21 protein-coding genes are annotated in these 25,783 nt (G+C 61.9%); 16 read left to right on the forward strand and 5 right to left on the reverse strand.

What is annotated here, in order from left to right; all coding sequences use genetic code 11:
- Nucleotides 1-46 precede the first annotated feature (46 nt).
- Nucleotides 47-1,654 (reverse strand): alkaline phosphatase family protein, encoded by a 1,608-nt coding sequence (locus tag AACU78_RS19590; RefSeq protein ID WP_106577369.1) that lies wholly within the window; start codon nt 1,652-1,654, stop codon nt 47-49.
- A 188-nt stretch (nt 1,655-1,842) separates the two neighbouring features.
- Nucleotides 1,843-2,787, reverse strand: coding sequence for a LysR family transcriptional regulator (locus AACU78_RS19595; protein ID WP_106577370.1), 945 nt, complete (start codon nt 2,785-2,787; stop codon nt 1,843-1,845).
- A 179-nt stretch (nt 2,788-2,966) separates the two neighbouring features.
- Between AACU78_RS19595 and AACU78_RS19600 the strand changes: the two genes are divergently transcribed.
- Nucleotides 2,967-5,258 carry a TonB-dependent receptor gene (locus AACU78_RS19600; protein ID WP_371924129.1) on the forward strand — a complete coding sequence of 764 codons (2,292 nt, stop codon included), beginning with the start codon at nt 2,967-2,969 and terminating at the stop codon, nt 5,256-5,258.
- Here AACU78_RS19600 and AACU78_RS19605 read toward each other — a convergent pair.
- A complete protein-coding gene (locus AACU78_RS19605) occupies nt 5,229-6,428 on the reverse strand; it encodes a CynX/NimT family MFS transporter (protein ID WP_106577372.1) in 1,200 nt (399 codons plus the stop codon). The genes AACU78_RS19600 and AACU78_RS19605 overlap by 30 nt on opposite strands.
- 110 nt (nt 6,429-6,538) lie before the next feature.
- On the opposite strand from AACU78_RS19605, the gene AACU78_RS19610 reads away from it, so the two are divergent.
- The 11 genes from AACU78_RS19610 (at nt 6,539) to AACU78_RS19660 (ending at nt 15,989) form a co-directional block, all read left to right on the forward strand.
- Nucleotides 6,539-7,390 (forward strand): LysR family transcriptional regulator, encoded by an 852-nt coding sequence (locus AACU78_RS19610; protein WP_106577373.1) that lies wholly within the window; start codon nt 6,539-6,541, stop codon nt 7,388-7,390.
- A gap of 397 nt (nt 7,391-7,787) precedes the next feature.
- Complete coding sequence (locus tag AACU78_RS19615) at nt 7,788-8,603, forward strand: energy transducer TonB (RefSeq protein ID WP_106577374.1); 816 nt, start codon at nt 7,788-7,790, stop codon at nt 8,601-8,603.
- A gap of 51 nt (nt 8,604-8,654) precedes the next feature.
- Entirely contained in the window at nt 8,655-9,377 is a 723-nt protein-coding gene (locus tag AACU78_RS19620) for a MotA/TolQ/ExbB proton channel family protein (protein WP_106577759.1), read from the forward strand.
- Between the two features lies 1 nt (nt 9,378).
- Complete coding sequence (locus AACU78_RS19625; RefSeq protein ID WP_106577375.1) at nt 9,379-9,780, forward strand: ExbD/TolR family protein; 402 nt, start codon at nt 9,379-9,381, stop codon at nt 9,778-9,780.
- Between the two features lie 308 nt (nt 9,781-10,088).
- Entirely contained in the window at nt 10,089-10,670 is a 582-nt protein-coding gene (locus AACU78_RS19630; protein WP_106577376.1) for an alpha/beta hydrolase, read from the forward strand.
- Between the two features lie 49 nt (nt 10,671-10,719).
- Entirely contained in the window at nt 10,720-11,661 is a 942-nt protein-coding gene (locus tag AACU78_RS19635) for a sigma 54-interacting transcriptional regulator (RefSeq protein WP_106577377.1), read from the forward strand.
- Nucleotides 11,662-11,785: 124 nt separating this feature from the next.
- Nucleotides 11,786-12,568: a MetQ/NlpA family ABC transporter substrate-binding protein gene (locus AACU78_RS19640; protein WP_106577378.1), complete on the forward strand. Its 783-nt coding sequence runs from the start codon at nt 11,786-11,788 to the stop codon at nt 12,566-12,568.
- 491 nt (nt 12,569-13,059) lie between these two features.
- Nucleotides 13,060-13,725 carry an amino acid ABC transporter permease gene (locus AACU78_RS19645; RefSeq protein WP_106577379.1) on the forward strand — a complete coding sequence of 222 codons (666 nt, stop codon included), beginning with the start codon at nt 13,060-13,062 and terminating at the stop codon, nt 13,723-13,725.
- Nucleotides 13,706-14,365 (forward strand): amino acid ABC transporter permease, encoded by a 660-nt coding sequence (locus AACU78_RS19650; protein ID WP_032884905.1) that lies wholly within the window; start codon nt 13,706-13,708, stop codon nt 14,363-14,365. The genes AACU78_RS19645 and AACU78_RS19650 overlap by 20 nt, the downstream gene beginning before the upstream one ends.
- Nucleotides 14,362-15,138, forward strand: a complete 777-nt coding sequence (locus AACU78_RS19655) for an amino acid ABC transporter ATP-binding protein (RefSeq protein ID WP_106577380.1) — start codon at nt 14,362-14,364, stop codon at nt 15,136-15,138. The genes AACU78_RS19650 and AACU78_RS19655 overlap by 4 nt, the downstream gene beginning before the upstream one ends.
- Nucleotides 15,135-15,989, forward strand: coding sequence for a transporter substrate-binding domain-containing protein (locus AACU78_RS19660; protein ID WP_106577381.1), 855 nt, complete (start codon nt 15,135-15,137; stop codon nt 15,987-15,989). The genes AACU78_RS19655 and AACU78_RS19660 overlap by 4 nt, the downstream gene beginning before the upstream one ends.
- A 260-nt stretch (nt 15,990-16,249) precedes the next feature.
- Here the strand turns inward: AACU78_RS19660 and AACU78_RS19665 are convergent, their stop codons facing one another.
- Nucleotides 16,250-17,410 (reverse strand): AAA family ATPase, encoded by a 1,161-nt coding sequence (locus tag AACU78_RS19665; RefSeq protein ID WP_106577382.1) that lies wholly within the window; start codon nt 17,408-17,410, stop codon nt 16,250-16,252.
- A 121-nt stretch (nt 17,411-17,531) separates the two neighbouring features.
- On the opposite strand from AACU78_RS19665, the gene AACU78_RS19670 reads away from it, so the two are divergent.
- From AACU78_RS19670 to AACU78_RS19685, 4 genes are all read left to right on the forward strand, one after another.
- Nucleotides 17,532-18,614, forward strand: coding sequence for an efflux RND transporter periplasmic adaptor subunit (locus AACU78_RS19670; RefSeq protein ID WP_106577383.1), 1,083 nt, complete (start codon nt 17,532-17,534; stop codon nt 18,612-18,614).
- Nucleotides 18,611-19,681, forward strand: a complete 1,071-nt coding sequence (locus AACU78_RS19675) for an efflux RND transporter periplasmic adaptor subunit (RefSeq protein ID WP_106577384.1) — start codon at nt 18,611-18,613, stop codon at nt 19,679-19,681. Before AACU78_RS19670 ends, AACU78_RS19675 begins: the two co-directional genes overlap by 4 nt.
- Nucleotides 19,678-22,731: an efflux RND transporter permease subunit gene (locus AACU78_RS19680; protein WP_106577385.1), complete on the forward strand. Its 3,054-nt coding sequence runs from the start codon at nt 19,678-19,680 to the stop codon at nt 22,729-22,731. Before AACU78_RS19675 ends, AACU78_RS19680 begins: the two co-directional genes overlap by 4 nt.
- 116 nt (nt 22,732-22,847) lie before the next feature.
- Nucleotides 22,848-25,043 carry a glycoside hydrolase gene (locus tag AACU78_RS19685; RefSeq protein ID WP_106577386.1) on the forward strand — a complete coding sequence of 732 codons (2,196 nt, stop codon included), beginning with the start codon at nt 22,848-22,850 and terminating at the stop codon, nt 25,041-25,043.
- Nucleotides 25,044-25,148: 105 nt separating this feature from the next.
- On the opposite strand, the gene AACU78_RS19690 is transcribed toward AACU78_RS19685, so the two are convergent.
- A complete protein-coding gene (locus AACU78_RS19690; protein WP_106577387.1) occupies nt 25,149-25,775 on the reverse strand; it encodes a class I SAM-dependent methyltransferase in 627 nt (208 codons plus the stop codon).
- Between the last annotated feature and the right edge of the window lie 8 nt (nt 25,776-25,783).

Genomic DNA, 25,783 nt, shown 5'->3' on the forward strand with positions numbered 1-25,783 from the left:
AGGCTGCATTCGCGAGCAAGCCCGCTCCCACATTGGTTTGTGGTGTTTACCAGACGCCTATCTGCACCACTTTTTCCGCCTCCGGCTCACCATAACGAAACCCTTGGCCACGCTGATCAATCTCCGCGTGGCTGATAGTGGTGCGCCGCTTCAACCCACGCAGCCACTCGAACAGATAGCCCAGGTGCATTTCGCGCACCGCCGCATAGGCCGGATCGGCACCCAGGTCGTGTAATTCCTGCGGGTCATTGTGAAGATCAAACAGCTGTGGGCGAAAGCCGTCATACGCCAGGTACTTCCAGCGCTCGCTGCGCACCATGGTCATGCGGCAACGGTCGATGGGCTGTTCCAGACGCTCGCGGGCCGGGGCCTGGAACGCATAGTCGTATTCGGCGATGGCGTAGTTGCGCCAAGTGATGTCTTTGCCGTGCAGCAGCGGGATCAGCGAACGGCCCTCCAGGCGGTGGTCAGCCGCCGGCAAACCCAGGGCGTCGATGAAGGTCGGCAGGGCGTCGATGGTTTCCACCAGGCGTGCGTCCACTGAACCACGGCTGATGTCGGCGCTGGCGCGCGGGTCGCGCACGATCAGCGGGACGCCCACCGCAGGCTCCAGCAAGAACTCCTTTTCACCGAGGAAGTGGTCGCCGAGAAAGTCGCCGTGGTCGCTGGTGAACACGATCAGCGTGTCGTCCCAACGGCCGTTGCTTTGCAGAAAATCGAACAGCCGCCCGAGTTGATCGTCGACCTGTTTGATCAGCCCCATGTAGGTCGGGATCACCGTCAGCCGCACCTCATCACGGGAGAAATTCAGGCTCTCCTGGTGCTGGCGGAAGGCGTGGTAAACCGGGTGATCGCTGGTGTGTTCAGGTTGAATGGGCGCCTGAACATGCTCGGCGCCATACAGCGCGTGGTACGGCGCCGCAGCGATATAGGGCCAGTGCGGCTTGATGTAGGACAGGTGCAGGCACCACGGCTGCTCGCCTTGTTCGGCGATAAAATCGATGGCGCGGTCGGTGGTGTAGACCGTTTCCGAATGCTCCTGCGCCACGCGCGCAGGCTTGCCTGAGTGACGCATGTGCCAGCCGCTGAGGATTTCACCGTTTTCACCGGCGGCGGCATTGGCCCATTCATGCCACGGGTTGCTGCCGTCGTAGCCTTGTTCACGCAGGTAATGGGTGTACGGGGCGGACTCGCGTTTGTCCTCGAACAGTGGGCTGTCAGGGTAAATGCCGTCGTGGCGCATGTACGCGTCAAACCCGACCTCATTCAGCGGCTCGGCCTGCGCGCTGTCGGGGGCGATATTCAGACGTTGCAGGGCGTCCAGATTCGGCGTGGCGTGGGTCTTGCCGACCAGGGCAGTGCGGATGCCATGGGGGCGCAGGTAATCGCCAATCGTCAGCTCTTCCAGCGGCAGCGGCACCGCGTTCCACGCCACCTGATGGCTGCTGACATAGCGCCCGGTGTAGGCCGACATTCGCGACGGCCCACAAATGGTGCCCTGGGTGTAGGCCCGGCTGAAGCGCACGCCGGCAGCGGCCAAGCGGTCGATATTCGGCGTGTGCAAATGCGCATGGCCGTAGCACGACAGGTAATCGCGGCGCAGTTGGTCGCACATGATGTAGAGCACGTTGCGCACGGGGTTGGGTTGGGACATGGGGCTTCACCGAACAGAACAAAGGTGACGGTTTTCGCTGTTCGCAGGGGCACTGGCAAGTGCATTTGAGGACTGGGTTTTATGCAGGGAATGCATGGGTGCTACTGCTGACGCCTTCGCGAGCAAGCCCGCTCCCACATTGGAATGCGTTCAACTGTAGGAGCGGGCTCGCTCGCGAAGGCGTTTACTCAAACAGCGACATTCTCCAATGCACACACATCCTCATCCAACTCATCAATCTGCTTGATCTGCTCGATCATCGCTTCGGCCAGCGGCGACAATCGATACCCCGCGCGGCTGACAATGCCATAGCGGGTGTAACGCTCCTCCAGGTCTTCCGCCAGCCCATCAATGGTCAAACACACCAACTCGCCCCGCGCCATGTGCAGCACATCGCTGTTGGCGCTGACGATGCCGATGGCGTCCGAACGCAGCACCACGCCCATCAGGCTGTAGCCGTTTTCGCATTCCACATTGGGCAGGTAGTCCGGCCGGCCGCTGAGGTCGACAATGACCTTGCGCAGGTTCGGCGGGCGGATGGTCACGGCCAGTGGATAACTCATCAGCTCGGCGGCGCTCACGCTGCTGCGCGCGGCCAACGGATGCCCGGCGCGGCAGCAGAAATACCAGCGCCGCGCGCGCAGGCGGTGGGTGTGATAGTCCGGGTTGGCTTCGAAGTGGCGGGTATCGGCGACGAAAAATTCGAACTCTTCGCTGAGCAGGCGCTTGCTCAGGCTTTGCCAGTCATCCACCTGGAACTGCACGCGCGCCTTGGGGTAACGCCCGATAAAACTGCCGATGGCGCGCGGGATCAACCCGGCCGCCGGTGCCGGACCGCAGCCGAAGCGCAATTCACCGGCCTCAAGGCCATTGAACTGGCTGATCTCGTTGGCCAGTTGCTGCGCGCCGCTGACCAGCCGACGCGCATGTTCGAGCAGCACCTGGCCTTGCTTGGTGGGCGCCAGGTCCTTGCGGCCACGGTCCACGAGTTGGCACCCGGCACTGTGTTCCAGCGCCTGGATGCTGCGGCTGAAGGCCGACTGCGAGAGGTTCACGGCCAACGCTGCCGCGACAAAACTGCGCTGTTCAGCGAGGGCGATGAAGTGGCGAAGTTGGCGCAGATCGATATGCATTTTTCACATCAAAAATATCCGGGAAATGCATTGGCTATGCATTAGGTCGACTCCTTATAAAGGCTATCTCTTATGCAGTAAATGTTCGTAAAAACATAAATAAATAACCTAATGGAATATTCGATAAGGGATATTTCCGGGGTCCGGAGCCGCTTATGAGTCTGTTGAAGTCCTTGCCGATGGCCATGTTACTGGCCGGCAGCACCAGTTGGTCGCCGACCCAGGCCGCCGAAACGCCCGCGCCGGAAAGCAAGGGCGAAAACGCCAGCGGCCAGCTTGAGACGGTCACGGTGACCGCGCGTCGGCGCACCGAAAGCGCCCAGGAGGTGCCCACGCCCATGAGCGTGATTGGCGGCCAGGCGCTGGAGAGTCAGCGGGTCTATCGGATTCAGGATTTGCAGCAACTGGTGCCCAGCGTCAACGTTGCCTACATGCATGCGCGCCAGTCCAGCGTGTCGATTCGCGGCTTGGGCAACAACCCGGCCAGCGACGGCCTGGAAGGCAGCGTGGGGCTGTACATCGACAACGTGTACCTCGGCCGACCGGGCATGGCGGTGTTCGATTTGATGGACATCGAACAGCTTGAAGTGTTGCGTGGCCCGCAAGGCACGCTGTTCGGCAAAAACACCACCGCAGGCGTGATCAATATCAGCACCCGCGCGCCAAGTTTTACCCCGGAACGCAGCATTGAAACCTCGTTGGGCGAGGACGGTTATTTCCAGACCAAGGGCACTATTTCCGGCCCGCTCACCGATGACCTCGCCGGGCGTTTTTCGGCTTATCGCACGCGCAGCGACGGCGACATCAAGAACGAATACAACGGCCACGACCTCAACGGCGGCTCACGCCAGGGCTTTCGCGGGCAGCTGCTGTACAAGCCCAGCGAGACATTCAACCTGCGCTGGATCGGCGACTACAACGAGGAAGATTCCAGCGCCGGCACCCGCGTGCTGTACAGCACCGGGCCGACCATCAATGGCACCAATCTGTATCAATCGCGGGCAACGGCGGCGGGAGCGACACTGGTGGATGGCACTCACCGCAAGGTCAATCTGGACAACGACCAGCACGTTACCGTGTTCCAGGGCGGCACGTCTGTGGAGGCCAACTGGACCCTGCCCAGCGACTTCACCCTGACCTCGGTCAGCTCGTATCGCTGGTGGAATTTCACCCCGCGCAACGATGACGGCCTCAATGTCCCGGCGGCGTATAACGCCGGGGTGTCGGTGGAAGATAAACAGTGGTCCCAGGAGTTCCGCCTGGCCTCGCCTACCGGTGGCTTCTTCGACTACGTGCTGGGCGCTTATTACTTCGGCAATTCGCTGGATAACAAATCCTTTGCCTACTACGGGCCCAAGGCGGATATCTGGAACGGCACGCCAACCGGCGCGTTGAACAATGTGAGCAGCGTCGGCAACGGGCATATCCGCACCGACAGTTTTGCCCTGTTCGCCCAAGGCACCTGGCACCTCACCGAGCGCCTGGATTTCACGGCCGGCCTGCGCGGCACCTATGAAGAGAAAAGTGCCTGGGTCACGCGCAATGCGCCAGTGGGGGGCGCGGCGGTGACCGGCGCGGCAGCCACGGCGCGGCGCGGGCGTGCCGGGGTGTACGACTCGGGCGACCTCAGCCAGTACAGCGCAACGCCGTCCGGGCTGCTGAACCTCAGCTATCACTTCAATGAGAACCTGCTGGGCTACGCGACCTTGTCTCATGGCGAGAAGTCCGGTGGGGTCAACCTGGCCGTGGGCTCCGCGCCGACCGCCGGGGCCGACTCACTGTTGATCGGCACCGAGCGCGCCAACAACGCCGAGCTGGGCTTCAAGAGCACGCTGTGGGACCGCCGCCTGCAGCTCAATGCCAACCTGTTCTGGACCCAGGTCAACGGCTACCAGACCAACGCCTACGACCAGGACAACCGCGTGCAGTACCTCACCAACGCTGGCTCCGTGCGCTCGCGCGGTGTTGAAGTGGAAAGCACGCTGGTGCCGCTCAAGGGCCTGACGCTGAACCTCAACGGCTCGTTCAACGATGTGAGTTACCTGTCTTACAAGGATGCGCCGTGCCCACCGGAAGTCAGCCTGCGCCCCGGTGCGCCGGCGTCCTGCGACCTGACCGGCCACCAGGTGGTCGGCGCGTCCAAGTGGATCGCCAACGCCAACGGTGAGTACAAGTGGAACCTGGATAACGGCTTCGAACCCTACGTGACTGCCAGCTACGCGTTCCGCTCCAAAGCAGTGGGCACCGTCGAGGATTCCGACTACGGGCAGATCCCCGCCTACGCCGTGGTGAACCTCTCCACCGGCCTGCGCGGCAACTATCAGCAAGGGCAGTGGGACGTGTCGTTGTGGCTGAAAAACGCCTTCGACAAAACCTACTACACCACCCTGTGGACCGGCGGCAACGGCGGCTACGAAGGCCTGCTGGGCACACCGCGCACTTTAGGCGTGACTGGGCGCTACGACTTCTGATGCGCTGCGATAGGTGGCCGGGCTGAACACCCGTGTCACCAGCAGCATCGCCACCGCGGTCACCGTCAGCACCACCCAGGCGCTGACAAAGCCGCCGGTGAGTTGGCGCAGCCAGCCGGTCAGCCACGGTGAAATCGCGTTGATCAGAAAGCCCACGCCTTGCACGAAGGCGGCCAGTTGCCCGGCTTGGCGTGGGTCGCGGTGATGGTCGAGGGTCAGCAGCAGGCTCAGGGCGAAACACGCGCCCAGGCCGAAGCCGCACAGCGCCACCCACAGGTGCGGATAGTCCAGCGGCGCGATGATCAGGCCGAGGTAGCCGATGGTTTGCGCCAACAGGCTGATGCCCAGCAGCGGACGACGGTCGACTCCGCGTTGCGCCAGCACCGGCATCAACAGCGCGGCGATCACCTGGAAGATGGTCATGAAGGCCAGCAGCGAACCGCTCGGCAACACGCCCCAGCCCAGTTGCTGATAGTACGCAGGCAGCCACGCCACCATGCTCATGTAGCCGCAGTTCACCAAACCGAAATACAGCGCCAGCAGCCACGCGCGACGATTGCGCAGGCCTTTGAACGTGGGGGCCATGTGAGGATTGCGCGGCGCACCCAACGGCAAACACGCCCACAGCAGCAACGCCCCCAGCGCCGGCAGCAGCCACACGCCCAACCCCGCCTGCCATTGCTGGAAGTGCGTGGCCACCACCGGGCTGAGCAGCGCGGCCAGCCCGCCACCGGCCATCAACGACGCCGAATACACGCCCATCGCCACCGGCACACGGTGATGGAATTCACGCTTGATCATCGCCGGTACCAACGCCTGGATCAGCGCCACACCGGCGCCGCCGAGCAAGGCTGTGACCAGTAACGCCGACGCCTGGCCCATCAACCAGCGCGCCAGGCACGCCAGCAGAATCATCATCAAGCCCAGGGCAATACCGCGCCGCTCGCCCAGTCGTGCCTCTACGCGCACGCCGACCAGCGCCACCAGGCCCATGCACACCACCGGCAGGCTGGTGAGCAGGGCGCTGCTCTGGAAACTCAGGCCCGTGGCCTGGCGAATCTCGCCGAGCAATGGGCTGATGGAACTGAGGATCGGCCGTAGGTTCAGGCCAAGCACTACCAGCAGGCCCCAACCGGCGAGTCTGCTCATAAATGAAGGGTTGAGCGGCATGCAGGACCTTTCCGGTGTGCAAAAGAGGCAGGCAGTATGGGCAGCTCGCGAGGTATTCTGAAATTAAATATAACCATGCCAATCAGTGGCAAACGCAATGGTGAAGCGCCATGTTCGACCCCGTGTTGTTACGCAGTTTTGTCGCCGTGGTGGATTGCGGCAATTTCACCCGCGCCGCCGAGCGCCTGCACGTGACCCAGTCCACCGTGAGCCAGCAGATCCGCCGCCTGGAAGAGGCCGTGGCGTGCCAGTTGCTCGACCGCGATCAGCGCCGCGTGGTGGCCACCGCCGAGGGTGAGCGCTTGCTGGCGTACGCGCGGCGCATCCTCGCGCTGCATGAAGAGGCTGCCGACGTGCTGATCACTCAGCAAAGCGACGGCGTGCTGCGCCTGGGGGTGCCAGAGGACTTTGCCGCTGAACGGCTGATGCCGTTGCTGTCGTCGTTTGTGGTGGCCTATCCGCGCGTGCGCCTGGAAGTCACCAGCGGCCTCGGCCCGGAGCTGCAGCGTCAATACCGTGCAGGTGAGTTCGACGTGTTGCTGGTCAAGCAAATGGGTGCCAGCGACGACTGCCTGGCGTCGTGGCCGGAGCCCCTGTGCTGGGTCGACAGCCGCAGCATGCCGTCCCTGGGCCGCGACCCGTTGCCCTTGGTGGCGTTTCCGGTGGGTGGGTTGTACCGCAATGAAATGCTGCATCACCTGGAAGTGGGCGGCTGGCGCTGGCGCATCGGCTATTCCAGCGCCGGCCTGGCCAGTGTGTGTTCGGCAGTGGCGGCGGGGCTCGGTATCAGCCTGTTACCACGCCGGGTAGTGCAACCGGGGCACGTGGTGCTCGGCGAGGACAGTGGTTTGCCCGCGGTGCAAGGCGTGCGCCTGGCGTTATATGGCCGCAGCGGGTTGGGCGCAGCCGGGCAGACGTTGCAACGTCAATTGCTCGCGTTATGCGCCAACAGCCCAGCGTAAAGCAGTCGCCGAGCGCCATGTTCCTGGCGAGCGGCCTTGCCCCGCGTTGGGCTGTGTAGCCGCCTCAAAACCTGCCCAACCGATCTACCTGACACCGCGTTTTTTTCCCGGTGGGTCTGCTGTGCAACCCCGCGCGGGGCAAGCCCACCCGCCGCATTCGATGCCTTTACTGAATATTTTTTATGCCTGAAATGCATCGAAAAACCGCGCCTTCGCCACAGGCCGCGCCGGCCGTGGCTTTGGCGTTTCAGGATGTTTCTCATATTCAATTTAGATCTATGTATAACTTTAAAGATTACTTTAAGAGATAAGCGTCTGGCCCCGATGATTCAGCCCTCGACGGCCGCCAAGGCAGGCCTGTCGGTTTTTTTGTGTGAAAACCGTAGGGAGTGAATCAATGGGCAATGTCCAGACCGCCGCCAGTGCACCCGAGGCGCAATGGCGCCAGGCACCGGGTGGTGAGTTGGTCGACCTTGGCCGGCCGCATCGCGCGCCGTTGGGGCAATTGCGTTTGCAGAAAACCCCGAAGCGCTTCTCGAGCCGTCGCGAAGGGCTTCTGCTCGGCTTACTGGTGTTGGCGCTGCACGGCGCGGTGATCTATTGGGTGAGCCAGAAGCCGACGCCGGTGTTGCCGATTGTGCCGCCGGAAATCCCGCCGATGACGATCGAATTTTCCCAGCCGGCGCCGCCGGTGGTTGAACCACCACCGCCCGTGCCGCCACCGCCACCTGTGGTCGAGCCACCGCCGCCGGTTGTGGATGAATTGGCCGCCAAGCCGGCGCCGCCAAAACCGATTCCCAAGCCTAAACCCAAGCCGGTGCCCAAGCCCGAGCCCAAGCCTGCACCGAAACCGGTCGAGCAGCCGCCCGCGCCACCGACGCCGGCGCCACCTGCACCGCCCGCGCCAGCCGCGCCACCCTCGCCGGCACCGGTTACACCCGCTTCGGCAAACGCCGCGTACCTGAAGAACCCGGCGCCGGAGTACCCGTCACTGGCCCAGCGTCGCGGATGGGAAGGCACGGTGTTGCTCAGGGTGCATGTGTTGGCCAGCGGCAAGCCGGGCGAGATCCAGATTCAGAAAAGCAGCGGTCGTCAGCAACTCGATGACGCCGCACTGACCGCCGTGAAGCGTTGGAGCTTCGTGCCGGCCAAGCAGGGCGATGTGGCCCAGGACGGCTGGGTCAGCGTACCGATCGATTTCAAGATTCACTAACTATTCGGCAGCGGTGTGTTGGACACGTCGCGACCTGCACAGAGGGAAAACATCATGGCATTAGCATCTCCACTTGAATCCATCGAAAGCGCGGTGATCTGGCTGCTGGTGGCCTTTTCAGTCGCCACCTGGGGCTTCGCCTTGCTCAAGGGCGTGCAGTTCGGTCGCCTCAAGGCCCAGGATCGCAAATTCCACAAACAGTTCTGGGCGGCGTCGAGTCTCGACTCGGCCGCCGAACTGGCCGACACCCAGCCCGGCGCCGCAGCGCGTGTGGCCCAGGCCGGTTATGCCGCGATCCAGGTGGGTGACGCGCCGCACGCTGCGGACCTGAGCCAGGCCATCAACCACCAGGACCGCCTCGAACGCGCCCTGCGTCAGCAGATCGTGCGTGAGCGTCGCTCGCTGGAAACCGGCCTGGCCGTGGTCGCCAGTATCGGCAGCACCTCGCCGTTTATCGGCCTGTTCGGCACCGTGTGGGGGATCATGGAAGCGTTGAAAGGCATCAGCGCCGCCGGCTCCGCCAGCCTGGAAACCGTGGCCGGCCCGATTGGTGCGGCGCTGGTGGCCACCGGTGTCGGTATTGCCGTCGCGGTGCCGGCGGTGCTGGTCTACAACTATTTCCTGCGTCGTTTGAAGCTGACGGCTGCTGACCTTGACGACTTTGCCCACGATTTCTACAGCCTGGCGCAGAAAAACTCTTTCCGCGTGCTGTTGCACCCTGCGCTGACCAAGAACGCAGCCGGCAACCCGCAGAAAGTGAAGGAGGCGTCCTGAGATGGCCTTTTCCACGCAAGACAGTGACGAGGTGCTGAGCGAGATCAACGTGACGCCGCTGGTGGACGTGATGCTGGTACTGCTGGTGGTGTTTATCGTCACTGCGCCGCTGTTGACCAACGCGATCCCGATCAACCTGCCCAAGACCGAAGCCGTGGCGCCGGTTGAGCAGAAAGACCCGCTGGTGGTGAGTATCGACGGCGCCGGCAAACTGTTTATCAACAAGGACGAAATCCAGCCGGACCTGCTGGAGTTCAATCTGCAGGCGGCCAAGGCCAAGGACCCCGATGTGCGGGTGCAACTGCAGGCTGACAATGGCGTGAACTACGGCGAAGTGGCGCGAGCCATGGCGTCTATCGAACGCGCGGGGATTACCAAGTTGTCGGTGATTACTGCACGTTAGTTTCAAATGCCGCGACAATTTTTTGGCCGTCTCCTTGGCAGGGTGCGGCCTTTTTTTTTGCCTGAGATTTCATTGAAGCTCGATGCGAAATGAGGTCTATGTGGGAGCGGGCTTGCTCGCGAATACGGTGGGTCAGTAGCAGATGCGCTGACTGATAAACCGCCTTCGCGAGCCAGCCCGCTCCCACCTTTTGATCTTCTGCGTCTTTGAGTTTTTGGTTATTAATAAATAGCTTCTTATTCCTTAACGAATATAACCCCCGTCCCTATACTGGTCAGCAACGTTAAACGCTGCAGGAGGGCACACCCATGCACAGCGAGTCGATTCGTTATCTGATCGTGCCGGGCTGGCAAGGATCGCCAGAAGATCATTGGCAAACCCATTGGCAGAACAGCCTGCCCAACAGCGCGCGGGTGGAGCAGGCCGATTGGCTGACGCCGCGTCGCGAAGACTGGGTGGCCGCACTCGCCGAGGCCATCGCCGCCGACAGCACGCCGGTGATCCTGATCGCCCATAGCCTGGGTTGCATCACCGTCGCGCATTGGGCCGCCACTGCGCCGGTGCACTTTCTGCGTCAAGTCCGCGGTGCTTTGCTGGTGGCTCCGGCGGATGTCGAACGCCCGGCCTGCTCACCGGCCTTGCGCAACTTCGCACCGATCCCGAGCGACCTGCTGCCGTTTCCCAGCCAAATGGTCAGCTCCGACAACGACAGCGCCGTCAGCGCCCCGCGGGCCCTGGAACTGGCGCGCAATTGGGGCGCGGAGGCCGGGATTCTGTCCGGCGCCGGCCATATCAATGTGAAGTCCGGCCACCAGCGCTGGGAGCAGGGCTTCGCCTACCTCTATCGCCTGCAAAATCGCCTTGAGCACCACGCCCGGCGTACTGCCTGAACATTTTTCAACGCCCCGTCCCTGAGTGGATTTGGGGCGGGAGCCTGCCATGAGTCTGCATGAAACCTACGGCCAGCCCTTGCTGACCTTCCCCGACGCCGAAAAAAGCCCGCTGAGCATCCGTGCCAAGGCCCTGGTGTTTGTCGACCCGCGCTCGCGCCAATTGCGTGAAGACCTGGAAAGCCTGGCGCCGCGCGCCTTGCCGGTGTTGATTCGCGGTGAGACCGGCAGCGGCAAGGAACTGCTGGCGCGGCATATCCACCGTGGCAGCGACCGCACCGGGTTGTTTGTCTCGGTCAACTGCGGCGCGATCAGCCCCACTTACGCCGACGCCGAACTGTTTGGCTACGCGGCCGGCAGCCACAGCGGCGCGGCGAGCAGCCGGGCCGGGTGGTTCGGGTCGGCCAACGGCGGCACCTTGTACCTGGATGAGATCGGCGACTTGCCGTTGCCGATCCAGGTGAAATTGCTCGCCGCCCTGGAAAATCACGAAGTCACCCGTGTCGGCGCCCACCAGCCCAGCCCGGTGGATGTGCGCCTGGTGGCGGCGACCAGCATCGACCTGGCCCAGGCGGTGGCGGCGGGCAAGTTTCATGAGCGCCTGTTCCATTACTTGAGTGAAGGCCGGCTCGACCTGCCGGCTTTGCGTGAGCGGGTCGGCGACATCCTGTCCCTGGCCGAGTATTTTCTCGGCATCTACAGCCAGCGCCTGGACCTGCCGGTGCCGCTGATCAGTGATGCCGCCCAGCGTGTGTTGGAACTCCACAGCTGGCCGGGCAATACCCGCGAACTGGAAAACGTTATTCACTTTGCGTTGCTCGTGAGCAGTGGTGATGAGATTTTGCCCGAACATCTCAACCTGCCGGTGGCGGGCTCGCCACTGGAACAGGTGCAGCGGATCTTCGCGAGTGCCAGCGCCGCCGAGCGGCAAACCTTGCTCGGCTTTCTAAATGAACAGCAGCTACATGAGCAAAATGGAATATCAAAGTGAATAAAAGATATTGTTCGGGAATAAAAAATCTAGGTATTGTCCACTCCACGCCGCGATAGCACTTCGCTGGCACACCATAAAAACGGTCGTCAGAGACGCCCCGGAATTTCGATAAGGACACTGCATGAAAAAGGTTCTGTTGTTTACCGCACTGGCGGCTGCCCTGACTGCAAGCTTCGCCCGGGCCAACGAGAAATTGGTGGTTGCCGCGACGCCGATCCCGCACGCCGAGATCCTTGAACTGGTCAAACCGACCCTGGCCAAAGAAGGCGTGGACCTGGAGATCAAAGTATTCACCGACTACGTGCAACCTAACGTGCAAGTGGCCGAGAAGCGTCTGGACGCCAACTACTTTCAGACCCTGCCGTACCTGGAAAACTTCAACAAGGGCAAGGGCACCAACCTGGTCACTGTGATCGGTGTGCACGTTGAGCCTTTTGGCGGTTACTCGAAAAAGATCAAGAACATTTCTGAGTTGAAGGACGGCGCCACCGTGGCCATCCCGAACGAAGGCTCCAACAGCGGCCGCGCCCTGTTGCTGCTGCAGAAAGCCGGTGTGATCACCCTCAAAGACCCAAGCAACGCCCTGGCCACGCCGAAAGACATCGCCAGCAACCCGAAACACCTGAAATTCAAAGAGCTGGAATCGGCGCTGCTGCCACGCGTGCTGGACCAGGTTGACCTGGACTTGATCAACACCAACTACGCGCTGGAAGCTGGCCTGAACCCAGCCAAAGACGCACTGATCATCGAAGACGCCAAGTCGCCGTACGTGAACTTCCTGGTGGCACGCCCGGACAACAAGGACAGCGACGCTATCCAGAAGCTGGCCAAGGCCCTGACCAGCCCTGAAGTCAAAGCGTTCATCGATTCCAAGTACAAAGGCGCGGTAGTGCCTGCGTTCTGATGTAAACAAAACCCCCTTCAAGGTTTGAACGCCGACGGCTCACATAGCGTCGGCGTTTTTTATGCCTGGAGTTTGGAATGCAATAAAAATGTGGGAGGGGGCTTGCCCCCGATAGCAGGGGTTCAGTCAATGCATCTGTGGCTGACATACCGCTATCGGGGGCAAGCCCCCTCCCACATTTGATTGGCGCAGGCTTACCTGTTCTGTGTATTGATCGCCCGGCGCAACGCCATCAACCACTTCACCAGCTCCTGCGGATCAATCGGTTTCACTTCGTTCATGGTTCAATCCCTCGAATCTCAGACCCCCCAACCCTAGCCGTCACCCGGACAACCCGCGAATCCGGCGGTTATCTTTTTGGGTGATATCAATATGCTATTTGGGTATTTAAATTTTGCTTTTTATACCTTTAAAGTTCGCGCTACCCGGCGTTACCCACGCCGGACCGGACTGCGCCCGCTGCATTACCCTTGCGGCGTCATGGACTCAAGATGACCTTCGATTTCGCTTTTATCCTCAGCACCCTGCCGGCGTTTCTCAGCGCCGTTGGGGTGACGCTGCAAGTGGGCCTGATCGCCATTGCCACCTCGTTGCTGGTGGCACTGATCAACGCCGCGCTGCTGGTGTTTCGCACGCCGTACCTGTCGCGCCTGGTGGCGCTGTATGTGGAGCTGGCGCGCAACACGCCGCTGCTGATCCAACTGTTTTTTGTGTACTTCGCCTTACCGGCGCTGGGGTTCAATATCTCCGGGTTCTGGGCGGCGATCATCACCATGACCTTCCTCGGCGGCGCCTACCTCACCGAAGTGCTGCGCGCCGGTGTGGAGGCGGTGCCGCTGGCGCAGATCGAGTCGGGCAAGTCCATCGGCCTGTCCGACTGGCAGCTGCTGCGCCATGTGATCCTGCCTCAAGCCGGCATCCTCAGCCTGCCGGCGCTGTTCGCCAATTTCATCTTTCTGCTCAAGGAGACCACGGTGGTGTCGGCCGTGGCGGTGCCGGAGATTCTCTACACCACCAAGAGCTACATCGCGCTCTACTACAAAACCTACGAAATGCTCGCCGTGCTGACGCTGATCTGCGTGCTGTTGTTTTTGCCGCTGTCGCTGCTGCTCAGCCGCCTGGAAAGGAGGCTCCAGCATGGCCAGTTCGGGTCTTGAGTTGTTGTGGGTGTCGTTGCCGCAACTGGGCAAGGGCGCTGCACAAACGCTGTCGATTTCATTTTTGAGCATTGCCTTCAGCACCGTCGGCGGCGTGCTGTACGGCGTGCTGCGCACGCTCAATAACACGCTGATCAACGCGGTGCTGCGGGTGTACCTGGAGCTGTTTCGCGCGATCCCGGTGCTGGTGTGGTTGTACCTGCTGTTTTTCGGCCTGCCGATTTTCTTTGGCTTGAGCATTCCGAGCTTCTGGTGCGCGGTGCTGGTGCTGTCATTGTGGGGCGCCAGCGAGGTCGGCGAAGTGGTCCGTGGCGCGCTGCATTCGTTGCCGCGTGGCCAGCGCGAGGCCGGGTTGTCGATTGGCCTGTCCGACCCGCAGCTGTACGGCTACGTGCTGCTGCCCCAGGCCCTCAAGCGCATGACGCCGCCAACCATCAACGTCTACACGCGCATCATCAAGACCAGCTCGTTGGCGGTGCTGATCGGCGTGGTGGACGTGATCAAGGTTGGCCAGCAAATCATCGAACGCACCTATGAGTCAGTACTGATCTACGGCGTGCTGTTCCTGTTTTTCTTCTTTATCTGCTACCCGTTGTCAGCCGCCTCCAAGGTGCTGGAACGGCGCTGGGCCCAAGCATGAGCGCATTGATCGAGTTCCAGGCTTTCAACAAATTCTTCGGCGAGCAGCAGGTGCTCAAGGGCATCGACCTGAGCGTGCAAAGCGGCGAGGTGGTGGTGATCCTCGGCCCCAGCGGCTGCGGCAAAAGCACCTTGCTGCGCTGCCTCAACGGCCTGGAAGTGGCGCACAGCGGCAGCCTGCGTTTTGCCGGCAAAGAGCTGCTGGACAAAAATACCGATTGGCGCCAGGTGCGCCAGGACGTGGGCATGGTGTTCCAGAGTTACCACCTGTTCCCGCACATGAGCGTGCTCGACAACATCCTGCTCGGCCCACTGAAAGTGCAAAAACGCGCGCCTCGCGAAGCCCGTGCCCAAGCGGAAAAATTACTCGAACGCGTTGGCCTGGCCGACAAGCGCGACGCCTTCCCACGCCAGCTGTCCGGTGGTCAGCAGCAACGCATCGCCATCGTCCGTTCGCTGTGCATGAACCCGCAAGTGATGCTGTTTGACGAAGTCACCGCCGCCCTCGACCCGGAAATGGTCAAGGAAGTGCTGGAAGTGATTCAAGGTCTGGCCCGCGACGGCATGACCTTGTTGATCGTCACCCATGAAATGGCCTTCGCCCGCGCCGTCGCCGACCGCGTGGTGTTCATGGAGGCCGGTCGCATCCTTGAGCACAACACCCCCGAAGAATTCTTTACGAACCCGCAAACCGCACGCGCGCAGCAGTTCCTGGAGAAGTTCTCCTTTGTTTCAACACTGCCCAAGAAAACCAAGGAATTGGAGCTGATATGAAAAAACTACTGCTGCCACTGTTTGCCGTCGCCTTACTGGCCGGCTGCGATAAAAAGGCCGAAGAGCCTGCCAAACCTGCGGCTGCGGCCGCCAGCTACATCGACAAGATCAAGGCGCGGGACAAGCTGATCGTCGGCGTATTCACCGACAAACCGCCATTCGGTTTTGTGAACGAAGCCGGTCGTTACGTCGGCTTTGATACCGACATCGGCCGCCAATTCGCCAAGGACCTGTTGGGCGATGAAAACAAGGTGGAATTCGTCGCCGTCGAACCGGCCAGCCGTATTCCGTTCCTGCAGAGCGACAAGGTCGACCTGATCCTTGCCAACATGACCGTAACGCCGGAGCGCAAGGAAGCGGTGGACTTCACCAATCCCAACCTGAAAGTGGCGGTACAGGCTTTGGTGCCGCAGGACAGCTCGGTGAAAAGCCTGGACGACCTGGCCACCCGCACCACCATCGTCACCACCGGCACCACCGCCGATATCTGGCTGACCAAAAACCACCCGGACTGGAAGCTGCTCAAGTTCGAGAAAAACTCCGAGTCGCTGCAGGCGCTGTCGGCCGGGCGTGGCGATGCGTACGCGCAAGACAACCTGGTGCTGTTCAGCTGGGCCAAGCAGAACCCGGGCTACCGCGTGCTGGAAGAGAAACTCGGTGATGAAGCACCGATTGCGCCAGCCGTGAAGAAGGGCAACATCGAACTGCGCGACTGGGTGAATACCGAGTTGGCGAAGTTGGGTGAGGAGAAGTTCCTGCTCAAGCTGTACGACCAATATGTGCGTAAAGAGCTGAGCGATGACACCAAGCCTGAGAGTGTGATTGTTGAGGGCGGTAAGTGGCAGGGTTGATCCCGCGCTGACTGTCACACCGCTATCGCAGGCAAGCCAGCTCCCACCTTTGACCGAGTTCCCACCTTGGAATGCAGGCTAATGTGGGAGCGGCCTTGACCGCGAAGAGGCCAGTGCAGTCACTGCACCTACTCCGGCCAATGCCACCTTCTACCCCTATCGCAGGCAAGCCCGCTGCCACCTTTGACCGAGTTCCAACCTTGGAATACTGGCTAATGTGGGAGCGGGCTTGCCCGCGAAGAGGCCGGTGCAATCACCACTTATTCCGGCCAATGCCACGCCGGCGCATCCAACATCCCTTGCCCCACAATCCGTGTCTCGCCCATCACCTTCTCCAACACAATCGAATTACACCCTTCATCCTGCTGCAACGCCGCAATCAACCGGCTGGCATGCGACACCACCCACACCTGGCAATGCTGGGATGCCTGGATAATCAAACGCGCCAGCGCCGGCAGCAAATCCGGGTGCAGGCTGGTTTCCGGCTCGTTCAGTACCATCATGGTCGGCGGCCTTGGCGTGAGCAGCGCCGCGATCAACAGCAGATAACGCAAGGTGCCGTCCGACAGCTCGGCCGCCGACAATGGCCGCAGCAAGCCTTCCTGATAAAACTCAATCGCAAAGCGCCCGCCCTGCAACGGCTGGATATTCAGGCGTGCGCCGGGGAATGCATCGCTGACCGCACGCTGCAATGCCTCGGGGTCGCCGATTTCGCGGATGGTCTGCAACGCCGCGGCCAAATCGCGCCCGTCGTGGTGCAACACCGGCGTGCGCGTGCCTAATTGTGGTTGGCGAACGGGCGCGTCCACGTCGCTGCGAAAGTGATCATAAAAGCGCCAGCCACGAATGCTTTCGCGCAGCAGCAACACCTCCGGCGAGCCGCGCAGGCTGCCCACCTGATCGAACAGGCTGTGGTAATTGGGCGTGTGCTGGGCCACGACATCCCAGGTGCGCCCGTCTCGGGCCCGAACCATCGGTCCGCAGCGTTGCACCAAAAGGCTGGCGGGGCGGTAAATGTGGCCGGCCCAGATGCATTCCTTTTTCACTTCTGGGTCGAGTGAAAAGTACGACGAGGTCGTTTCCGGCAGCCCAAGGGAAATTGCATAACTGAAATCCTCCCCGGCGAACCCAAGGCGCAAGCGTTTCACGCGTTGGCGTACGGTAGGCTCCACCGGCACCTCGCCCTCACGCATGCGCCGGCTGATGGTTTCCGGCCCGGCCCAGAAGGTTGAATCCAGCCCGCCTTCACGGGCCAGCGCATTAATGACGCCGCCTTGGGCGGTTTCCGCCAGCAGGCGCAAGGCGCGATACAGGTTGGACTTGCCGCTGCCATTGGGGCCGGTGACCAGGTTCAGCCGGTCCAGGGGCACCACCAATTTATTGATCGAGCGGTAATTGGCCACCGCCAGGGTTTTCAACATAGGTATTCAGTCGACGTGGGAACCATTGGAGTATGGGATCCTCCATGCAGATAAGGAACCCTGATCTAAGCTCACAGTCGCATACACACTGGCAAGTCGGCATCACGCAAAAGGAGCCTGCATGGGCGGTCGCACTTCGATAGTTTTACTCAGCCTTGGCCTCTTGGCGCTGCTGAGCGGCTGTGGTCAGGAAAAGGCCGAGCCCAAGGCGCATTCGCGGGTTTTTGTGCAGACTGTGCAGCCGGCGGATTTTGCCGCGGCAGTCACCCTGACCGGCGATATCCAGGCCCGTGTGCAAACCGATTTGTCCTTTCGCGTGGGTGGCAAAATCATCCAGCGCATGGTCGACGTGGGTGACCGTGTGACCGCCAAGCAAGTGCTGGCCAAGCTCGATCCCAAGGACCTGCAGACCAACGTCGATTCCGCGCAGGCCCAGGTCGTGGCTGAGCAGGCACGCGTCAAGCAAACCGCCGCCGCCTTCGTTCGCCAGGAAAAACTGCTGCCCAAGGGCTACACCAGCCGCAGCGAATACGACGCCGCCCAGGCCGCGCTGCGCAGCAGCCAAAGCGCCCTGGCCGCCGCGCAAGCCCAGCTCGCCAACGCCCGTGAACAACTCGGCTATACCTCGCTGATCGCCGATGCGCCCGGTGTGATTACCGCGCGCCAGGCGGAAGTCGGCCAGGTTGTGCAGGCCACCGTGCCGATTTTCAGCCTGGCCACCGATGGCGATCGTGATGCGGTGTTCAATGTCTATGAATCGCTGCTGGTAGAGCCGCCGCCGGATGCACCGATCACGGTCAGCCTGCTGGACAACCCGAACATCAAGGCCGTGGGCAAGGTTCGCGAGGTCACGCCGGCGGTGGCGGCCAATACCGGCACCGTGCAAGTCAAAATCGCCCTGCAATCGCTGCCCAAGGGCATGCAGTTGGGCTCGGTGGTCAGCGCCACCGCCAACGGCCCGGCCAAGGCCAGCATCGAGCTGCCGTGGTCGGCCTTGACCAAAGACCTCAACGAACCCGCCGTGTGGCTGATCGACGGTGACGGCAAGGCGCAATTGCACAAGGTCAGCGTGGCGCGTTACCTCACCGGCAAAGTCATTATTGGCGAGGGGCTTAAAGGCGGCGAAAAAGTCGTGGTGGCCGGCGGGCAATTGTTGCACCCCGGCATGCTGGTCGAGATCGCCCAGCAAGGAGCCCAGCCATGAAGCGCCTGACGGCTCTGCTCGCCGCCAGCCTGTTGTTGGCCGCCTGCTCCAAGAAAGAACCGCCGCCCGAGCCCGTGCGCCCGGTGTTGTCGATGGAAGTCAAAGCCGAAGACCAGGAAAACCTCGGCCGCTTCGCCGGCACCATCCAGGCCCGCTATGAAAGTAACCTGGGCTTTCGCGTACCCGGCCGTATCGCGCGCCGCGCGGTGGACGTGGGTGCTGAAGTGGAGAAGGGCGCCTTGCTTGCCGTGCTCGATCCCACCGATCAGCAAAACCAATTGCGCGCCGCCCAAGGCGACCTCGCCCGCGTGCAGGCGCAGTTCATCAACGCCCAGGCCAACGCCCGCCGCCAGCAGGAATTGTTCAACCGTGGTGTCGGCGCCCAGGCTCAACTGGACGTGGCCCAGACCGACCTGAAAACCACCCAGGCCACCCTCGACCAGGCCAAGGCTTCGGTCAACCAGGCCAAGGACCAGCTCAACTACGCCGAACTGCGCACCGACCACGCCGGTATCGTCACCGCCTGGAACGCCGAGGCTGGCCAGGTCGTCAGCGCCGGCCAGCAAGTGGTGACCCTCGCGCGCCCGGACATCAAGGAAGCGGTAATCGACCTGCCGGCCGGTCTGGCTGAGCGCCTGCCCACCGATGTGGTGTTTGTGGTTGCTGGCCAACTCGACCCGAGCGTCAACACCACCGCCATCGTGCGTGAGATCGAACCCCAGGCCCAAAGCGCAACGCGCACCCGGCGTGCGCGATTGACCCTGACCGAAACACCGCCAGCCTTCCGCCTGGGCACCGCTATCAGCGTGACCTTGAGCACCGCCATCGCACCCCGCATCCAACTGCCGGTGAGCGCCTTGCAGGAAGTTGATGGCAAGACCCGCATCTGGCTGCTCGACACCCACAGCCAGACCGTGCAGCCGCGTGACGTCACGGTGGTCAGCCGCGACGCCGACAGCGCCGTGCTCAATGGCGGCGTCAACCCCGGCGAGCGCATTGTCACCGCTGGCGTGAACAGCCTGAAGCCTGGGCAAAAAGTCAAAATCGACGAGGACAGCCCGCGATGAAAGGGAGCTTCAACTTATCCGACTGGGCCCTCAAGCATCAGTCCTTCGTCTGGTACCTGATGTTCGTCGCGCTGCTGATGGGCGTGTTCTCCTACATGAACCTTGGCCGCGAGGAAGACCCCTCGTTCACCATCAAAACCATGGTGATCCAGACCCGCTGGCCGGGTGCGACCCAGGAAGAAACCCTCAAGCAGGTCACTGACCGCATCGAGAAAAAACTCGAAGAACTCGACTCCCTCGACTACGTGAAAAGCTACACGCGACCGGGCGAGTCCACGGTGTTCGTGTTCCTCAAAGACACCACCAGCGCCAAGGCGATTCCGGATATCTGGTACCAGGTGCGCAAGAAGATCGATGACATTCGCGGCACTTTCCCCCAGGGCTTGCAGGGGCCGTCGTTCAACGATGAATTCGGTGACGTGTTCGGTTCGGTCTACGCGTTTACCGGTGACGGCCTGTCGATGCGCCAACTGCGTGATTACGTCGAGCAAGTGCGCGCCGAAATCCGCTCGGTGCCGGGCCTGGGCAAGGTCGAGATGATCGGCCAGCAGGACGAAGTGATCTACCTGAACTTCTCCACGCGCAAACTGGCAGCATTGGGGATTGACCAGCGCCAGGTCGTACAGAGCCTGCAGTCGCAGAACGCGGTGACCCCGGCCGGGGTAATCGAGGCCGGGCCGGAGCGGATTTCGGTGCGCACCTCGGGGCAGTTTGCCTCCGAAAAGGACCTGGCCAACGTCAACCTGCGCCTCAATGACCGTTTTTACCGTTTGGCCGACATTGCCGACATCAGCCGTGGCTACGTCGATCCGGCGCGGCCGATGTTCCGTTTCAATGGCAAGCCGGCCATTGGCTTGGCGATTGCCATGCAGAAGGGCGGCAATATCCAGTCCTTCGGCAAGGCCCTGCACACACGCATGGATGAGTTGACGGCTGACCTGCCGGTGGGCGTTGGCGTGCACAAAGTCTCCGACCAGGCAGAGGTGGTGGAGGAGGCCGTCGGCGGCTTTACCAGCGCGCTGTTTGAAGCCGTCATCATCGTGCTGGTGGTGAGCTTTATCAGCCTCGGCATGCGTGCCGGGTTGGTGGTGGCGTGCTCGATTCCGTTGGTGCTGGCGCTGGTGTTCGTGTTCATGGAATACAGCGGCATCACCATGCAGCGCGTGTCGCTGGGCGCGTTGATCATCGCCCTCGGCCTGTTGGTGGATGACGCGATGATCACCGTGGAGATGATGATCACGCGCCTGGAAAAAGGCGAAACCAAAGAACAGGCGGCGACCTACGCCTATACCTCGACCGCGTTCCCGATGCTCACCGGCACGCTGGTGACCGTCGCCGGCTTTGTGCCTATCGGCCTCAACGCCAGCTCGGCGGGCGAGTACACCTTCACGCTGTTTGCGGTGATTGCCGTGGCGATGCTGGTGTCGTGGGTGGTGGCGGTGCTGTTTGCGCCGGTGATTGGCGTGCATATCCTCAGCGCCAACGTTAAGCCCGAAAACAAAGAGCCTGGGCGCATCGGTCGCGCATTCAATGGCGGCATGCTCTGGGCCATGCGCAACCGCTGGTGGGCCATCGGCATCACCGTGGGGCTGTTTGCGGCGTCGGTGTTCTCCATGCAGTTTGTGCAGAACCAGTTTTTCCCGTCATCGGATCGCCCGGAAATTCTCGTCGACCTCAACCTGCCGCAAAACGCCTCGATCAACGAAACGCGCAAGGCGGTCGACCGCCTTGAGGCGATCATCAAGGACGATCCGGATATTGCGCGCTGGAGCACCTATATCGGCCAGGGTGCGATTCGTTTCTACCTGCCCCTCGACCAGCAATTGGAAAACCCCTACTACGCGCAGTTGGTGATCGTCAGCAAAGGTCTGGAAGAGCGCGGCGCGTTGATTGCGCGCCTGCAAAAACGCCTGCGCGATGACTTTGTCGGCATCGGCAGTTATGTGCAGCCCCTGGAAATGGGCCCGCCGGTCGGGCGGCCGATCCAGTATCGCGTGTCTGGCAAGGACACCGATCAGGTGCGCAAGCACGCCATTGAACTGGCGACCTTGCTGGATAAAAACACCCACCTGGGCGAGATCATTTACGACTGGAACGAGCCGGGCAAAGTGCTGCGCGTGGACATCGCCCAAGACAAGGCGCGGCAATTGGGGCTGTCGTCGGAAGACGTGGCGCAGTTGATGAACAGCGTGGTCAGCGGTGCATCGGTGACCCAAGTGCACGACGATATCTACCTGATCAACGTGGTCGGCCGCGCCGAAGACGCCGAGCGCGGCACCCCGGAAACCTTGCAGAACCTGCAGATTGTCACGCCCAATGGCACCTCGATTCCGCTGCTGGCCTTCGCCACCGTGCGGTATGAGTTGGAGCAGCCGCTGGTGTGGCGGCGCGACCGCAAGCCAACCATCACCGTCAAGGCTTCGGTGCGTGATGAGATGCAACCGACCGACCTGGTCAAGCAACTCAAGCCCGAAATCGACACGTTCAGCGCCGGCCTGCCGGTAGGCTACAAAGTCGCCACCGGCGGCACCGTCGAAGAAAGCGGCAAGGCCCAAGGCCCCATCGCCAAAGTGGTGCCGTTGATGCTGTTCCTGATGGCCACGTTCCTGATGATCCAGCTGCACAGTGTGCAGAAGATGTTCCTGGTCGCCAGTGTCGCGCCGCTCGGGCTGATCGGCGTGGTGCTGGCGCTGATCCCCACGGGCACGCCCATGGGCTTCGTGGCGATCCTCGGCATTCTGGCGCTGATCGGCATCATCATCCGCAACTCGGTGATTCTGGTGACGCAGATCGATGCCTACGAGCGCGACGGCTACACGCCTTGGGATGCCGTGGTGGAAGCCACCGAGCACCGGCGCCGTCCTATCCTGCTGACCGCTGCGGCAGCCAGCCTGGGCATGATCCCGATTGCGCGGGAAGTGTTCTGGGGACCGATGGCCTACGCGATGATTGGCGGGATCATCATCGCCACCTTGCTGACGCTGTTGTTCCTGCCAGCGCTTTATGTGGCCTGGTACAAGATTCGCGAGCCGAAAAAAGAACAGGCCTGACCCTCGGCGCCTTCCTGCAAGGATGTGGGAAGGCTCCTGGAAACACTTTCCCTACAGTTGTCTGGCATTAAGTGCTTTACCCTCCGGGCCTGTTTCCGTTTTGGAAGGCCCGTGTCATGCGCCGTTTAGTGCTGATTTTTTGCCTGTTGCTGTCTCCCCGACTCTTCGCTGGCACCGTGCTGGAAAACGCCCTCTGGCGGGTCGAACTCGACCCCGCCACGCTGGCGCTGCGCGTTACCCCGGCGGGCGAGGCCGCAGTGCAGGCTTCCAGCGGTGTGGCGGCGCACGCAGTCACCGGTGTGCAGGCCGATGCCGGGCAAGCCACCTGGCAGTGGGACAGCGGCGCCTACCAGCTGAGCGCGCGCCTTGAGCAGCGCGACCTTGTCCTGACCATCAACGCGCGCGAGCCGGGCCAATTGGCGCTGCTGCGCCAACCCGCCGAGGCGATGGGCAAAGGCTTGATCTGGCCCTTGGCCGAAGGGCATTACGTGCCCGCCGGCAACGCCGTGTGGAACTCGTTTTTGCTGGATCAAGGCGAGGTTAATACCACGCAGGATCTCAGCCTGCCGTTATGGGGCGTGGATCATGGCCGTTTCACGCTTAACTGGTTGCTCACCAACCCCTATAACAACCACCTGCAATGGCAGGCAGACGGTGGCGGGCTGGCGCTTTCAATGGCGCATGAATTCACCCGTCTTGAGGCCGCCGCGCCGATGACCCTGCGCCTGCACCTGGGCGATGCCGACCCGTTGGCCGGGGCCAAGCGCTACCGCCAGTGGCTGGTGGCGCAGGGGCGTTATGAACCGCTGGCGGACAAGCTGCGCCAGACCCCCGAGGCTGAAAAGCTGCTGGGTGCCAGCCACGTCTATCTGTGGGGCAATGACCTGTTAGGGCCGGAGGATGTGCGCGACTGGCCGCTGCTGGTGAAGGTGCTGCGCGGCCACGAACTCAAGGGTTTGCTGGACAAAGAGGCCACGCAGGTGCTGACGCAGGCCGGCACGTTGGATCGCTACCAAAAGACGGTTTTGCTGCGTGGGCTCAACGCGGCGATCAACAAAAAGGCCCGGCAAACCTGGCAGGCCACCGACGAGCCGGACATGCTCAAGCTGGCTGACGGTTATGGCGTACTGCGCCGTGAACTGGCCACAGCGTTTGCCGGCGCCTTGAGCCACAGCCCCGAGACCTGGGGCAGCACGCTGTCGGCCCAGACCGTCAAGGCGCTGCAAGATGCTGGGTTGAAGCGCCTGCTGCTGACCCTGGGCGAAGGCTGGGAAGGCGGCCTCTGGCACCCCGAAGCGATTCAGGCGGGCGTCAAGGCGGGTTACCTGATGGCGCCGTACGATTCCTATGAAACGGCCTTGTCCACCACCGAAAACCCCGACTGGACCACCGCCCACCTGGGCAGCACGGCTTATCGCGACTGCGCCATCATCTTGAAAGACGGCAAACTCAAGACCGGCTTTCAACAATCCGGCCACTACACCGACCCGCGCTGCGTGCGGCCGTTACTGGAAGCGCGGGTGAAAGCGGTGCAAGCCAAGGCTGGTTTCAACGCCTGGTTCCTGGATGCCTATGCGACCAGCATGGTCTTTGACAGCTACCGCAATGGCGCCGAAATGACCCAGGCGCAAAACGCTGAAGGCAATATCGACGCGTCACGCTGGCTCAACACGGTGCTCAAGCTGCCCGCCGGTTCCGAAGACGGCAATGCGGTCACTGCCCAAGGCATTCTGTTTGCCCACGGCATGCAGACGCCAGTGCTCGGCTGGGGTGATCGCGCGATGACCAAGGATAAACAATCGCCCTACTACGTCGGCAACTGGTATCCGCCGGAGCAACCGGCGGTGTTCTTCAAAACGGTGCCGTTGAATGAGCCATTTCGCACCGTGTATTTCGACCCGTCCATGCGCTTGCCGTTGTATCAGGCGGTGTTCCACGGCTCGGTCATCACCACTCACCATTGGCTGTTCGACAGCCTGAAGCTGAGCAATGTGCGGGCTGAGAACGAGCTGGCCCAACTGCTGTACAACGTGCCGCCGCTGTATCACCTGAGTGCCGCGACCCTGAAGCAGCGCATACCGCTGATACAGCGCCAGGACCGGTTTTTTCGGCCGTTGCATGAGCGCTTGGCGACACAGGCAATGACCGATTTTCGTTGGCTGACGGCCGATCGGCAGGTGCAGCAGACCACGTTTGCCGATGGCACGCGGTTGGTGGCGAATTTTGCTGCAGGGGACAAAGAAGGGTATGCGGGAAAGAGTGTGACGGCGTTGGTCGAGGGTGAGAAACCTAGGGTGTATCAGGTGGATTAGCGGGGCCGCTGACGCCTTCGCGAGCAAGCCCGCTCCCACATGGAAATGCATTCCAAATGGGGGAGCGGGCTTGCCGGCGATAGAGCCGGGCCAGACGACGAACATCTACAGTTTGCGCCACACACTCGCCAACCAAGGCTGTTGTTCCCGAGGCAACCCGGCCGGCCGGTAGTAATGCTCCAGCTCCACAAACCCGGCCGCCGTCAGCAGTGCCTGCCAAGCCGCGAGGTCGTGATAAGACCCATACCTGGGCCCGTTCCAGCCTTCCAGGTTTTCACCGCGCGGGTTGGAACTGAACAGCACGCCGCCAGGCTTCAGCGCACCCTGCAACTGCTTGAGCACCCGTGGCAGCTCCTGCTTGGGAATATGGAACAACACCGCGTTGGCAAACACCCCGTCGAAGCGTTCGGTCGGCAGGTCCAACTTGAGAAAGTCCTGCAGCAGCACTTCACAGCCACTGTCCTCGCGGGCCATTTGCGCAAACCGTTCGGAGCCATCGAGCCCGACGGCAATATGGCCCATGCGTGTAAACGTCTGCAGATCACGCCCCGGCCCGCAGCCGAAATCCAGCACGGTAAACGGTGCTGTACCCTGGATATGGCGCAGCAGCGCGTCGATGTTCTGGCTGACATCGTGATCGCGGGTGCCTTCACGGAAGTCCTCGGCCACCTTGTTGTAGTGGCCGAGGGTGATGGAAGTGATCTGGTTGAGGTCGTCGGGCTTGAGGGTCATGGGGGGAA

Source organism: Pseudomonas sp. R9.37, assembly GCF_963878885.1.
Lineage (GTDB): Bacteria > Pseudomonadota > Gammaproteobacteria > Pseudomonadales > Pseudomonadaceae > Aquipseudomonas.

Coding starts and splice junctions, on each gene's coding strand:
- AACU78_RS19625 (WP_106577375.1), top strand. CDS start 9,379: ATGGCCTTTTCCACGCAAGACAGTGACGAGGTGCTGAGCGAGATCAAC.
- AACU78_RS19665 (WP_106577382.1), bottom strand. CDS start 17,410: ATGTTGAAAACCCTGGCGGTGGCCAATTACCGCTCGATCAATAAATTG.
- AACU78_RS19605 (WP_106577372.1), bottom strand. CDS start 6,428: ATGCCGCTCAACCCTTCATTTATGAGCAGACTCGCCGGTTGGGGCCTG.
- AACU78_RS19690 (WP_106577387.1), bottom strand. CDS start 25,775: ATGACCCTCAAGCCCGACGACCTCAACCAGATCACTTCCATCACCCTC.
- AACU78_RS19640 (WP_106577378.1), top strand. CDS start 11,786: ATGAAAAAGGTTCTGTTGTTTACCGCACTGGCGGCTGCCCTGACTGCA.
- AACU78_RS19610 (WP_106577373.1), top strand. CDS start 6,539: ATGTTCGACCCCGTGTTGTTACGCAGTTTTGTCGCCGTGGTGGATTGC.
- AACU78_RS19645 (WP_106577379.1), top strand. CDS start 13,060: ATGACCTTCGATTTCGCTTTTATCCTCAGCACCCTGCCGGCGTTTCTC.
- AACU78_RS19680 (WP_106577385.1), top strand. CDS start 19,678: ATGAAAGGGAGCTTCAACTTATCCGACTGGGCCCTCAAGCATCAGTCC.
- AACU78_RS19600 (WP_371924129.1), top strand. CDS start 2,967: ATGGCCATGTTACTGGCCGGCAGCACCAGTTGGTCGCCGACCCAGGCC.
- AACU78_RS19685 (WP_106577386.1), top strand. CDS start 22,848: ATGCGCCGTTTAGTGCTGATTTTTTGCCTGTTGCTGTCTCCCCGACTC.
- AACU78_RS19655 (WP_106577380.1), top strand. CDS start 14,362: ATGAGCGCATTGATCGAGTTCCAGGCTTTCAACAAATTCTTCGGCGAG.
- AACU78_RS19675 (WP_106577384.1), top strand. CDS start 18,611: ATGAAGCGCCTGACGGCTCTGCTCGCCGCCAGCCTGTTGTTGGCCGCC.
- AACU78_RS19590 (WP_106577369.1), bottom strand. CDS start 1,654: ATGTCCCAACCCAACCCCGTGCGCAACGTGCTCTACATCATGTGCGAC.
- AACU78_RS19595 (WP_106577370.1), bottom strand. CDS start 2,787: ATGCATATCGATCTGCGCCAACTTCGCCACTTCATCGCCCTCGCTGAA.
- AACU78_RS19650 (WP_032884905.1), top strand. CDS start 13,706: ATGGCCAGTTCGGGTCTTGAGTTGTTGTGGGTGTCGTTGCCGCAACTG.
- AACU78_RS19635 (WP_106577377.1), top strand. CDS start 10,720: ATGAGTCTGCATGAAACCTACGGCCAGCCCTTGCTGACCTTCCCCGAC.
- AACU78_RS19615 (WP_106577374.1), top strand. CDS start 7,788: ATGGGCAATGTCCAGACCGCCGCCAGTGCACCCGAGGCGCAATGGCGC.
- AACU78_RS19660 (WP_106577381.1), top strand. CDS start 15,135: ATGAAAAAACTACTGCTGCCACTGTTTGCCGTCGCCTTACTGGCCGGC.
- AACU78_RS19670 (WP_106577383.1), top strand. CDS start 17,532: ATGGGCGGTCGCACTTCGATAGTTTTACTCAGCCTTGGCCTCTTGGCG.
- AACU78_RS19630 (WP_106577376.1), top strand. CDS start 10,089: ATGCACAGCGAGTCGATTCGTTATCTGATCGTGCCGGGCTGGCAAGGA.